The sequence below is a fragment of the Microcystis sp. M_OC_Ca_00000000_C217Col genome, from assembly GCF_007095585.1.
GTDB lineage: Bacteria > Cyanobacteriota > Cyanobacteriia > Cyanobacteriales > Microcystaceae > Microcystis > Microcystis panniformis.
The window spans coordinates 1-13,005 of record NZ_SFBV01000263.1 but is presented as its reverse complement, the minus strand read 5'-3'; the positions used below and the strand labels follow the sequence as shown (position 1 = coordinate 13,005).

General features: G+C 40.9%; 11 protein-coding genes and 1 pseudogene. 1 reads left to right on the top strand and 11 read right to left on the bottom strand.

Features of this window, described 5'->3' with window-relative positions:
- Window positions 1–318: 318 nt before the first annotated feature.
- From EWV66_RS16310 to EWV66_RS16260, 11 genes are all read right to left on the bottom strand, one after another.
- Window positions 319–1,353, bottom strand: a complete 1,035-nt coding sequence (locus EWV66_RS16310; protein WP_072926667.1) for an SGNH/GDSL hydrolase family protein — start codon at window positions 1,351–1,353, stop codon at window positions 319–321.
- Between the two features lie 146 nt (window positions 1,354–1,499).
- Complete coding sequence (locus EWV66_RS16305) at window positions 1,500–2,153, bottom strand: DUF4833 domain-containing protein (RefSeq protein ID WP_170863929.1); 654 nt, start codon at window positions 2,151–2,153, stop codon at window positions 1,500–1,502.
- A gap of 5 nt (window positions 2,154–2,158) precedes the next feature.
- The gene (locus tag EWV66_RS16300) at window positions 2,159–2,935 is read right to left on the bottom strand and encodes a hypothetical protein (protein ID WP_211571676.1); all 777 of its coding nucleotides are present in this window, start codon (window positions 2,933–2,935) and stop codon (window positions 2,159–2,161) included.
- A gap of 324 nt (window positions 2,936–3,259) precedes the next feature.
- Window positions 3,260–5,515, bottom strand: a complete 2,256-nt coding sequence (locus EWV66_RS16295; protein WP_287107809.1) for a CHAT domain-containing protein — start codon at window positions 5,513–5,515, stop codon at window positions 3,260–3,262.
- 57 nt (window positions 5,516–5,572) lie between these two features.
- Window positions 5,573–6,535, bottom strand: coding sequence for a DUF1822 family protein (locus EWV66_RS16290; RefSeq protein WP_287107808.1), 963 nt, complete (start codon window positions 6,533–6,535; stop codon window positions 5,573–5,575).
- 43 nt (window positions 6,536–6,578) lie between these two features.
- On the bottom strand, window positions 6,579–7,370 hold the full coding sequence (locus EWV66_RS16285; protein ID WP_052278313.1) for a hypothetical protein: 792 nt from the start codon (window positions 7,368–7,370) through the stop codon (window positions 6,579–6,581).
- A gap of 284 nt (window positions 7,371–7,654) precedes the next feature.
- Window positions 7,655–8,245 carry a hypothetical protein gene (locus tag EWV66_RS16280; RefSeq protein ID WP_139294370.1) on the bottom strand — a complete coding sequence of 197 codons (591 nt, stop codon included), beginning with the start codon at window positions 8,243–8,245 and terminating at the stop codon, window positions 7,655–7,657.
- 54 nt (window positions 8,246–8,299) lie between these two features.
- On the bottom strand, window positions 8,300–9,124 hold the full coding sequence (locus EWV66_RS16275; protein WP_052278315.1) for a hypothetical protein: 825 nt from the start codon (window positions 9,122–9,124) through the stop codon (window positions 8,300–8,302).
- A gap of 64 nt (window positions 9,125–9,188) precedes the next feature.
- Window positions 9,189–10,475: a hypothetical protein gene (locus EWV66_RS16270; RefSeq protein ID WP_287107807.1), complete on the bottom strand. Its 1,287-nt coding sequence runs from the start codon at window positions 10,473–10,475 to the stop codon at window positions 9,189–9,191.
- Between the two features lie 478 nt (window positions 10,476–10,953).
- Entirely contained in the window at window positions 10,954–11,433 is a 480-nt protein-coding gene (locus EWV66_RS16265; protein ID WP_052278317.1) for a hypothetical protein, read from the bottom strand.
- Between the two features lie 304 nt (window positions 11,434–11,737).
- Window positions 11,738–12,391 (bottom strand): VWA domain-containing protein, encoded by a 654-nt coding sequence (locus EWV66_RS16260; RefSeq protein ID WP_072926656.1) that lies wholly within the window; start codon window positions 12,389–12,391, stop codon window positions 11,738–11,740.
- A 435-nt stretch (window positions 12,392–12,826) separates the two neighbouring features.
- Here EWV66_RS16260 and EWV66_RS16255 point away from each other — a divergent pair.
- A pseudogene (locus EWV66_RS16255) lies at window positions 12,827–12,970 on the top strand (IS1/IS1595 family N-terminal zinc-binding domain-containing protein); the annotation flags it as partial.
- Window positions 12,971–13,005 lie beyond the last annotated feature (35 nt).

Genomic DNA, 13,005 nt, shown 5'->3' with positions numbered 1-13,005 from the left:
TAAGAGCTTTTTGTAAGTTTTTCTTTTCTTCTACATCTAGGAAATCTTTAGCTGGCATAAGTAGAATTTTTCTCAAGTTACTATTTCTATTTTAGGTGGTTTAAGTGCGTTTTAGCTTATTAGTGGGACTTAGGCGTTTTCGGTCAGCAAAAAAGGCTCAAACCATTACGGGACAAAGGGTTAACCTCGATTTATGATTTTCCTTGATCTATCTGGGTTTCAGCGATTTTGGGCTTCTCGAAGTAAATCCCAAGCGGGGATTGGAGTTGAGGCTTTTATCGATTTGTTTTTTGTCTAAGTCCCATTAGGAGGAACAATTCAGGGAAGTCGAGCGACGGTCGAGCGAGTCGAACCCGTTCCTTTTCGTTTTGTCACCAAAGCACCGATCCCCGTAACGAGCAAGATCCCGGTAATCCCGCCTGGTTCGGGAACCACCACCACCTGAGTGCCTACGAACGCGCCGAACTGCTGGTGAACTGCGGCGGTGGGGTGAAGTCCATCATAGAACAAATATTCATCCGGATTCGTGCAAACCGTCGTCAGATCCACACAGGGATCGGTGGTGTTTGTTAAACTGAAACTACCAGGCGAATTGGTGATCGAGGCAAAATAACTAAAGGTATCGATCTCGATCAGATTGATCGTCGGATCATTGCGAAAAGTTGTCAATGAATTCCGTAAAAGGGCATTAAACTCCACGCTAACCGCCGTGGCCGCTGCGCTCGCCCCCGACACCCCCCGCGTCGCCTCTGGTGACAGCCCTAAATCTGGCAGATTGGGAACCAGGATATGAACAGCCCCCGCACTTTTCAGTCCCCCGATAATCGTAATAAGATCGCCAACTGCCCCCGTCAAGGTTGCGCTCGCCCCGGCACTATCCCCTGCGAGTTTCTGTCCGGCCGCATCGCGAGCGTTATTACTCCCCCCCCAAACCATGTACAGGGCGCTCGATGGGGCGATTCCCCCCGTACTCGTTTGAAATAGGGCAAATTGGTTTAGTAAGCTGGGCGGAGTCGGCGGGGTGGTTCCCAGAGGCCCAGTTCTTGCGCCCCCGAATGCGAAATTCGTCCCTCCCTCTAGGTACGGAGATGCGCTAACCCCCAGACGGGCTGCCAAGGTTTCCACCCAGGTCGGCCCATTGGTCAAGCGACCGCTTTGGTACGCTAGGGAAGGCATCAAACCACCGAAGGGAACGGGTTGATAGTTCGGGTAGGTGGCGATGGCCACGTTACCGCTATCGGTCAAACTGTCCCCGAAGGCGAAGAGATTACTAAAGGTACTGGCCGAGGCGCTCACCGGAATTGTCGCGAGGGCTAGACCGAGAGAAAGGGCGGGTAGTTTCGAGAGAAGCATGGGGATTTTATCCTGTGGAAAAGCGTTTAAAAGATAATTATTCTAGGACTTAGGCATTGACAGGATCGACCAAATATGGGGTATGGGTTTCGGGCATTTTAACGTGCTTTTTTGATGATTTTTAAGTGATCGCTATTGATCAGAAGTTAATCGCTAAAAGTCTGAAACGACGGATTTTCGTTCATATACATCATGGTGAAATTGTACAGTGCGTAAGTCCTATATTCTTCAAATTGAATACCGAATTCACAGTTCGATAAACAAGGGATAGTTTCTTGGTTTTGTTGGGTATCGATGAGAGTCAGGCTTTTCACTTTCCCACCCAGGGCGATATCGATACCAGGGACGCGAACAATACTGGCAAGGGTAACATGGATGCGAGATAAGGGATTCGGAGTTTGGTTTATTTTAATAAACGCTCTCGCCTGGCAGGTATTATTAGGAGCGCGAAAGGTTTTCACGGTAATCAGTCGGTTGATGCCATTATTTTTGAGTCCATTGATTTCTAGGATCACTTGATTTCCCGATACAGACTGACTCGCAATACCGAAAGCTGGCTGTTCCATTTCGAGCAGATTTTCCGTCTTTTTGTTTTCCAGTTTCCAGTAGGGATACACGGGATTACTGCCTTGCGGAGAACAATCTGGGGCGAGGCGAATCCCGTAGTGAACCTGGTTGCCATTATCACTTTTAGAGATATAAAAAACACTGGTGTATTCCTGGGCAGTTAGAGAGGAACAAAGGGAAAGAATAAAAGCAGAAATCAAATACAGAGTGACTACATTATGTTTCTTTTTCATGGCGATCATTGATGAGAAGTTAAATGAATTTGATAACCGTAATATACAATACTGGGAATCAGTAAAATGCCCCAGGTTAGCACATCACTATTGATCCCGAAAATATAAGTAACAATGTTGGGAATAATATGGGGGAATACGATTCCAAAAATTACCAGAAAAATTGCAATTGCGATCAGAAAGATTCTTCTAAAATCTTCTGGGCGATTCTGATAATTTTTCCAAGCCAATAAAGAACCGTACACTGGATAGATCAAAAAGGCGAATAAATCCAAGCTTCCGATTAGATAATCATTGCCAAAAACTAAATTTAAGGTGAGTAAATTATAATAGTATCGCAGAGGTATCCATAACATAAATACTAGGAAAGAAATTGTTAGTAATTTAAGGTATCGGTGATAATCTCGAATGTCCGATCTTTCATAAATTACAAGCATTGGCCAAAAGATTAAGCTAACGCTAGTTATAATAAAAAAGGAGAGAATATAAAATATTCTACTTGTGGAAAATACATTATTTTGTTTTTTCCAAGTAGAAAATGATAGACCTTTTTTCATGAATGTGTAGTATCCTTGTTTTTGTTCTGGAGACAGATTTGTTTGGCGATCTCGAAAATTAATTAGAGCTTTTCCAAGGTTTTCTTTGCTGATGGTTAATTGGTTTCCGTTAATAATGCGATCAACATCGATAATGTTATCGGGTATTTGTTGAATTTGTTTGATCGCCGTTCGAGAAAGTTCAATCGTAGATTGCGCTTGATTGTTGAGTTCTAACAACATCATGTTATTAGAAGTAGTTTCAACAAATGTCAGAATAGCTGAAATAACAATCATGATACAGCAGTTTCTAAAAAAACTTGATCGTCGTCGAATCAAAGCACTAGCTTGATAAAGATTAACTAGAACAACACCAAAAGCCAAAAGTGAAAAAAGGATGAGATGAGGATATAGCTGACAATAGAAGATCCATCGGTCATTTTCACGAAACTCTAAGTATATACTAGCAGGGAAAATGATTACAGGGATGCCAAAAACTAAGGCTTTGAATAGGAAAGATAAAAATCGGTTCATAGTTTCTCCGTTTGCTGATTTATTCAGCAATCAAAATTATTTGTCTTGGTAGTTGAAAAACAGATAAATGGCTAGTCCCGTCAATATGGGGACAAGTATCCATGTTCCGATGTTAGGAGTATTTAAAAAGAAGGTTCGATCGAGTATATCGGTTAGTCCATAGCCAATCCACAGAGAAACACCGATCGACACAATTGTTATTGTTATAATAAGCATTCTATATTTATGTTGTTGTCGAATCGTTTGACAAAGAGTAAAGACAAATAAAATGGAAATCACTAAATACACAAAAGGTTCTAACGGTTTCATCCACTGTAAACCAGTGTAACCAAAAAGTATATTCTTGGTTTTTACGACATAATAAAGTCTAAAAGGAATCCAAAAGACGACCATTACTTGAGCAAATACTAAATACTCAAAATATCTACTTTGATTATAAAATTTTCTGAAATCTTGATTTTGTACCCACAGAACGAAAAATGATAAACCTGTAAAAGTGATCGCCCAAAAAGTATAACCGTACAACACGCGGCTCAGAGAAGACCAGTTTTTTTGTTCTTTCCAAGTTGTCAAATAATCTAAACCAATTTCCATAAGTTGATGAAAGCCTTTTGCCTGCTCTTCCGGGATCTGATCATCCTTTTTAATCGCAATATAGTTAGACAAGGATTCTTCAAGGACTGCCTTACTGATCACGATGTGGTCTTTCTGAAAAATCTTTTGCGTATCTAGAATATCTTTCGGTATTTTTTGAATATCGGCGATCGTGTTTTTGTTAAAAGTTGATAGATCGATACTTGCTTGAGCCGTTTTATTAAGCTCTAATAGAAACATATTGGAACCACTCATCTCTATCACAAGAAGTACGACAGAGATAGCTAACATTGCTAATATGCCTAATTGTAGACCCCGGGCTGATCTGTTGATAATTTGGGTAAAACCTTTATAAACAAGCCATAGAGCCGCCCAAAACATAAAAAGAGGATAGAGGATAATATGAGGATATAGCTTCGCGTAGAATATAGCTTTATCCCAACCAAATTCATAAAGGAGGCTGAGAGGTAAACCCAAGACTCCTACTATTCCCCCTATAATTAGGAGAATACGCCATATAAGAGACAATTCGGACTCGGATAAAAACTCTTTCCAGGTGGCTAAGGGAACTGCGGGGTTAGGAACGATAACGGGTAGCCAATGTCCTCCAGGAAATTTCTCTGGTTTATCATAGGTTTTTTGCAGATGTTGTCGTGCGTTACCCACCGAGACAAATAAAGATTTGTTTCGGGAGAAGGAATCGAGGAAATATTTCAGGAAATCGATCGCCATCTGATTATCAATTTCCTCTTTCATCACGATACTTTGCGGTAAGCGTAACTCTGCCAATTGAGCGGCAATTCCCAAGCCATCACAAGAGTTAAAAATCGCTAGATACAGTCCGTTTTGTATAGCAACTTCCAACTGTTCTTTTATATCATCAATAGTGATGCTCTCCCGCTCATTGAGATGCAAAACTCCTTTCCCTTCATCATTCGTTTCACTATGGCCGGCATAAAAGATAATATTCCAGCCTTTAGGTTCAGCTAATACGTTTTTTAATTCATCTAAGGTTGGCTGTTCTAAAGATTTTAGTGTCGCACCATGTTCTCGGACTCTGTCCAGTAATTTTGAGTCCTCATCAAGGCTAATATTTTCATCGGAACCTAATATCACCAAGATACGAACTTGGGGATGTTGTCTAATCTTTCCCCATTTTTCAGGGGGTTCATATTCTGGGGGTCCGATAGCGATTTCCGCTTGAGGGTAGTGTTGAGATAATAAATCCCAAGCTTGCCAAGGAAGTTGTTTTAACAGAAGATCATCGGTTTGAATAGTAACTTGAATTTCGGCTTCTGATTTCTTCAGGTCTTGAGTTAGCCAATTCCGAACCTTTTGCCAGTCTTCCCCCGAATTAAGCCAGTTGTTCAATTCGGTGGTTAAGTTTTCATAAGATTCCCAACAATTATTGTACGAACTATTGTTATCTGAATCATCAAAGGGTAAATCATCATCATCGTCTTCATTCTCAATGATATTCTGGTTATTTTCAGCAGCCTGTGTTCTTCTACCATTATTGACTATTAGTTGGAAATCCTGTTGCCATTGCTGAAGAGAGTCCCTTAGTGTATCTGGATAAAATGGAACAGAAAGTCTTCTACGACTTCTGGATGAGTTAGAATCATCGCTGATTCTGATCTCGATCAAAAAAGACTGCATATCTTGTGTAACTATATTAAATTCAACTTCCTGCGGCATAATTTTTTTCCTACTGTTTTGTAATCGCTCATCGCCAATTCAAAAAAAAGCTCTAAATCAATTACTGGGAAAGCTTTCCGAATAAGTTTTTCCGTTACAAGTTATTTTGATTTCATAGAGTTTACCATTTTGTTTGGCAAGTTCTAGTTTTTCCAGATCAAAAATAGGAGTAATTCTTCGGCAGTTATCCCCTTGTTTTGCGGTCGCCGAGGTTAACATTTTGCCAGAGGGAGCTAGTAAGGCGAATTCCAACCCAGAAGGTAAACTTCTAATATTTCCGACAGGAATTAACTCAAAAGACACCTTAACTTTATTTTGTTCATTCTCCTGTTGCCAGATGTCAACCATCAAAGCAAAGTCCCGTCCATCTATGCTAATTAACTTTCCTTTATTTAACAGCATTGCCGAGGAATCAAGAGATGACTGACTGATCCTTCGATATCTTCCACTTCGTCCACTGGCTGTTAAGACTTTTTCTGATTCTAGCCAATCAGAAGCTAAAAGTTTTTCGATTCGTATAATTTGTTCAATTCGTTGTTGAAGCGAAATAGAATCGAATACATCTATCAAATCTTCCAAGGGTTGTAATTGCTCAAGGGAAACTTGTTCCGCTTCCACTTTTTTGACAAAACCTAATATATTTGCCATTTTCTCTTTTTCGTCGATCTCTACTATGACGTAGGCGATTCTGTCTTCCCAAACCTCCGGGGGAACATAACAAACCTTTTCCCCCGGCTGGATAGGACGACATTCTAACTTCCCTAACCCCTTGATCTCTAAATCCGCTACATCCATGAGGATTCGAGCGCTACTGTCCCAGCTATCACTATTCTCAAAATCCGTCTCTACACTCAATAAATTACAACAATAAAAACCAACGGCACGGACGGCTAAGGTATTGAGCAAAACCTGACGAGCTTTGGCAGTATTTTTCTGTTGTCCGCTAAACTCTCTAGCAAAGTTAAAATCCGACATTCCCAAAGGAACAGGAAAAGTTAATTGTTCGTTTTCGACGCTCATGGTAAGAATCTCCTCTGCTTTAATTTGTTTTGACTATTTACATTCAAATGTCAAGATAGTCTCGAAAGATTTGCTTAAACCTTTGAATACTGCGCTGATAAAATGATGAGAGAACTGAAACTTTTATATTCCATTGTTCGGATAAGTCATTCCACGATCGCCCATCGATTCTGCCAAGTGCGATCGCCTGAAAATTCGCCTCCTCATTATTTCTAATGTGAGCTTCCCTGAATTGTCCAGTCGGGTCTTGTTCAATTAGTTTTCTGAGTTTTTCATATTCTCGATGACGAGGATGAGCGGTTTCGGGTTGTTCTATGAGGTCGAGGAGAGTCTTACTAGACGGATCATCATTTTGAGATACAGGTTCATCAAGAGATTGTTGCTGAATTTTATATGTTTTTGGCAATACAAGGTTGGCATAAATTATTTGCCAAAGTAGCAGTAGTCCAAGGTTTTCTCCTCCTTTGAAAAAAGCTAACATACAAATTTTTAACGCTTTCATCTTTTTATTGCGACGAATATTTAAATACTTGGCGCAGATGTCACAAAAGCGAAAGCCGAGTGTTTTCCGAAACCAACGTAAAATATGGCCTTCGTTGGGATCATATCTGTCAATTTGTTGTTCATACAAGAGGCACCAGGTTTCCTGGATAGCTTCGTCCTGTAGTTCCCTATAGATAGGATAGGGTAAGTCAAAGTAGTTTCTACAACTCGGCTGGGATTGCTGGATCACGTTCGTTAGCTTGGTTAAGTATTTCAGCCTATCCTTACTGCCTTTAGGATAACTTTTCGCCTCTAGTGCTAATTCATCCACTATCCTCTCTAGATCATCCATCGATTTTCTCCTTCCTTGCGAGATAGCTCCCTATATCTAATCGGCAGTCGTCTCCCAATTTACGCGGGAAAGTAGGATCGAGTCCATTTTTTTAAGAATTTTATCCGGTGGAGAGGTCGAAGAATTAGCGTTTAGCTGGCTGAAGTCTTTACCCTGTAGGATTTCTGGGCGCTTGTTCTCCTGGGGAGGCAGGGGGACGGAAGAGCGATTTCAAGGCGGGGAGGATTGAAGGGTAGAGAGCAGAGGTGTGGAATCCTGTAACAAAACTTCGCAAAACCAGCCTTTTATCGGGCGAAACCAGGTTCCTGATGGAGAAGGGGGTTATTGATTAGCCCGTATTGGGATGATCGGGCTGTATTGATTTCATCTTCATCATCCATGACTTCTATGATATGTTGCCCGAACCAGACAAATCCAAAGAACTGAAATACAATGATAAAAAATAACGCAATGGTATTTTCGTTACATTGATTTTGTAGGTAAGTTACCAATAAATCCCATGCCGAACCCCCTGAATTAGAGGAGTTTGCTTTAGAAAGCTCCAGCAAGGAGCTTATAAGCTGTAAAAACTCTATACATAAGGGAGTAAAAAAACGCCAAAATGCTCCCCACAATAAACCATACAATATCACATACCATTGTTTGATATGAAATTTTGTGCGAAAGTAATCGAGTTCTTTATTAGCTCTGAAAGCCCAATAAATTCGCAAAGCATTGATCGCAAAAATTGGAATAAAAAGAATTGGAAAAAACTTTTTAAATGCCTGTCCTTTTTCAAACTCTTTTTCTTGAGTGCGCTTGACGATACGACCAAGATGCTCTAGCTGAATGCGAATATCTTTGATATTTTTATAGGGCATAGAATTGTAACTCATGATAATCTCTCCTAAAAAAAATTGACAACTGGTGAAGTCTCCAAGACAACAAACTTAATATCGAGATGAACTCTTGACAGAGAAGTGATTGTTCTGTTTGTTCAACTCTTTTTGTAACTCGTCCCGAATAATCGATGACCATTGGGTGCTGTTAGACTTAACTTCGAGCAGATACTTTAAAGTCAACCGTCTTAATTTGGGGTCTGTCGGATTCAAGTTTAACTCTGTGTAATGACCCAACACCAAGCAATTCAAGGATTTCATCCTGTCTTTACTTTTTGCAATAGTTCTTCCGAACTTGAGGTGATGAATGAGTTTGTTTAATAAAGGTCTTTTTTGTTCACCTTTATTATCGATCCTGTAATCACAAACTTTATCGAGTAAATTGTCAAGATAGTGCATTCCTTTGAGTAGGCGATCAAAAGGCTCGTGAATTTTTTCAAAGAGATCGTGAGCTTCTGGATTGAGCATAATATCTCTTAATCGATCCACGCCTTCCTTAATATCGTTTACAGCCCGATCTAAATTTGAGAGTAGGACGGAAATATAATTTTCTCCATGTAACCACTGTTGTAGGGGAGGATACTCGCAAATGCCGGTCTCGTGTACATTTTCTATCAGCAAGAATAGGAGATTACGTTGATACTCTTCTTGGGATACTGTTTCGATTTTCGGCTTCACAAGAGAGAGGCTATCAACAAAAGCAGGATATTCTAATTGTCCTGTTTCTCTAACATCCTCTAGAACCAACTGTAAAAGCAATAACTCATAGGATAGATGGCTTGTGCGAGATTTTATTTTAGAAGAGGGCTTCAACCTGTTCACCAAAGCATCGAAGAACTCGACGGGAGATCGAGAACGAGGCTCAAAAATAGTCATAAATTCCCCTTAGATAATGAATTGGATCACGAATTGTGATACGGGAGATTGCCAGATAAGCTTGTTAACTATCTTGATGATCGCTATTGTTTTTACCCTGCTTGTTTCTCAATCCATCGCCCACGGCATGGAAAAATTCTTCCTGTGCATTATGGAGAGAGCGATCAAATGTATCTGCAACAGAAGGCAAACGGCGATGTATCATTGTTAATGTGACAGCCATCGCTGTGGTGATTACACTTATACCGAGGCCGATTAGAGAAAATCCAAGAGAACCTAAATTACCCGATAGTAATCTTTCATTAAAACTCGTTATCGCTATTTCAACGATTTTAACTCCCGAACGAATATTTCCCTGCTCTGTAAACTCGCTTGCATACAATTTAGGTTGGAACTGTTGAAGATAGACAATCGGTTTCCCTGCCTCGTCAATGTTTGATTTTGTTTGATTTAATGCTTTTTGTGCTTTAGCTATCTCTTCTTTACTTTCATGCTCTAATCTTAGAGATCGAGGGCAAAGAGGAAGTTGTGCCGTTGGTTGATTGTCCCAATAACTAGGCTTCACTCCAAAGGGACCGTTTAACTTACGATACGAGGCATCACGACCAGGATTTGACTTTGGTAATGACTGCCATTCTTTGAATTGTTCCTCACATTTTTGGATTAATTTCTGAGCATCTTTTACTTTAGCTTCCGCCGTTTTAAGATTGCGTTCGTATTTGGGCAAAACGTTTTCTTTGACAATTTTGTCTGCATGATATTCGGCTAGATAGGATCCATTGGTAACAATATCTGAACCATACCCAGAAATCAAGGTTAACAGAGCGCTCATGGCTACCCATCCAACAGTCGCACCTCCTGCCAGTCGTTGATGTTTGTGACATCCAACCGCGGCAATTTCGGCTGTTTTGTTGCTAAATGTTTGAGCGATAACAGTAATTAATGCCGCAAAAAAGAACCCTAAAAAGCCTCCACCAACTGATAGGTATGCTAAAGGAACAGCCGTTGCGGTATCCCAAATATTAGAGATAGATTGTGTTATCGCAACAGCGTCAGCCCACCTCGCAAGCTGAGGACTAACCTTTACACGACCGTAGAGGCTGTTAGGTGGAACTATCAACAGATAACGTAAGCAAAACGAAATGTTTTTAGATAAGGAAGGCTCTTCAGAAATCACTATTTTCTTTTCCTTTGCCTTAGCAACAATGTCTTTGTATCGGGGATCATGTTCGATCCATTCTATAAATTTTTCGGGATTTTTATAAGAATATTCTAAAAAATCCTGCCATTTTTTATCTGAAGAGGAATTCGGATAGTTTTGAGCTTCTGGAACATTATGGGTAGTCGTCATTGAATAAATCTCCTTGTTTCAGCCGCTGAATTTACATTGTTGATGAGTCGCTGTAGGCCCGTAGGGTGTTAGGAGTGTTCGGGCGATCGAACCGAATTTTTACCGAATTTCCTACCGCCCTACTCTCCTAAAAATTAATCTGACTTATTACGGGCGACTACGCAAACAAATCTTAAGAAACCATGAAGTCTTCTTCGGTAGGAAGATTGTAACTAGCAACTTGGGTTCAGTACCTAGGCTCAATTCATTACATCTGAGTCCGGAGTGCGAGGTAAACCTTGACTCTCTTGGACATTGGGTGAAAAATGTTCACCATTTTACATTCTGGGCGCAAACCTTGTCGGGCGCAAGCTTTGCGACCCTACAGGGGGCCGGGTGTTGGTGGTGGGGGCGTAGGCCCTACGTCCTTTCTTCGATCGGATTCGTCGATCACGATAACGCCAAGAGAGCCTAAAGTTTAACTCTTGTTAGATATTGCTTAATTTCCTCCTCTCAACCACACACCAGCCATCCCCAGGGCAACATAGACGAATCCAGCACCAATCAAAGGAGGGTTCGCATTGAATAGCCCGATGGCAATTAACACAACCCCAAATAAAAATAAAAATGGACCGAAGAGAAACAAGAGGAACCAAGAAAGGAAGAGGCCAGCAATCAGATACACTACCTGTTGCCCAAAATTTTGTTGCCCGTTATTGCTAGGTTGAGTGCTTGTCGATTGGGCGAGGAGAGGACTATTGAGCGAGTCAGGCTTCATACTAGGACTAGAACCTTTTGCGAGGGCGATGTAGGAGTTTGATGAAGAGGGGAAACGAAAATTTGCATCCACTACCGAGGCTTGTACAGATTGATACTCTAGGGAGATTAGCAAGGAAATAACGACCATTAGCCAAAACAATTTTTGGGGCATGGTTTTTCGCTGAACTTTGAATAAGGCTTGAATTTTTTGTGCGTTCATAGAATTCCTCTGTGGGTAAGGACAACGGAATTTTCGATGGATAATTAGGACGAGCATTCACCAATACGAGAAGAGAGATCGAGCTAGATACTGGCTTCGATTAATCTTCTCTGATGTATTAGTAAAATGGTTTATAGTACGGTTCTTTGTGGTACGCTTATAGTCTCGCAAGGGGTTCGGAGTGTTCGGGCGATCGAACCGAATTTTTACCGAATTTCCTACCGCCCTACTCTCCTATCTGACCTGTGACCCGCGATTACGCAAACAAACCTTAAGATCATGAAGTCTTTTTCGGTAGGCCGATTTAGAATTGAATCAATCCCTGACGCTCGATAACAACTCCCAAAGAAATAGTCATGGCTTGATATAGATCTCCAAAGTTACCGATCGAATGAGTCGAGGTAGCGTATCGACTAATCGAAGACAGTTGGGAACTAGCCGAACTCCCTACACCGATCACTGACAAACAAAGATTAGAGTTCAGAAAATAACTCAGGTCTTGTAACCTGGTATTCGAGTTATTATCACCCCCGTCCGTGATAGCGAGGACAAGTTTTAAATATTGATAGGGAAGATAGCTGTCCATTGCTACCAACTCGGAAGAAGCGATTTTAATCGCATCGTATAGAGCGGTACTGCCACCATCATTTCGTAGGTTATTAACCCACTGACATAGGGCGGCTACATGACTTTCGTTGTCCATTTTAACCACATTTAAAGGCTGAGGCGGTCCGAAAATATTTCGACGATCTTTAAAAGCGGTAACGGATACAAAATCGGAAGGTAAACCGGGTAAAGATCGACCTCGTAGATGAGTGGCGACCAGAAATTTGATTAGTTGATCCTTGGCAATCGCAAAATCTCGATTGGAAATGGAGGCCGTACAATCGACGGTAACTCCTAGTAACCAAGGGACGGGAATTTGGAAAGCTTGTACTTCTCTATGGTATAACTGCATGGGGTAAGCCTCTACTCGTTTTTTCTTTTGCCAATGGACACCTATGGTGGAAGATTTTCAGAAAAAAGGAACTTTGAACTTTGAATCTCCCTTGTTTTTCTATCGTTAGTTTTCATGAGAATTATGCAAAATTGATCATAAAGTTTTGTAAAAAATTGACACGAACCTCTAAGAAACGATAGTTCACGGCCGAATGGGTCTTTCCGCTACGGGGAGTGAGCGGTAAGCATTTAGCCACGAATTCTCTAGGAACAAGGAAATAAAAATAATTGGAACCCGCTCAGTCTTTAAACCTCTAGCTTGCTCATGACTTTTCTGATAAATATCTTTTTCTGGCTCCTGTCTGGCTTACTCAAATATCAGTCTAGCACCGAACAAAGTACCCCCCCTAGTTCACCTCTATTCCCTTGTCCTAAATGTGGTTCTTATCATACCATCAAAAATGGTTCTACACATAATGGCAAGCCGAAACGTCAGTGTAAAGATTGCGGTCGTCAGTTTGTGATCAATCCCACTAATAAAACCGTCTCTGACGAAACCAAACAATTAATTGATAAACTCCTGCTCGAACGAATTTCCTGACGAGGAATTGCTAGAGTAACAGGGGTAAGTTG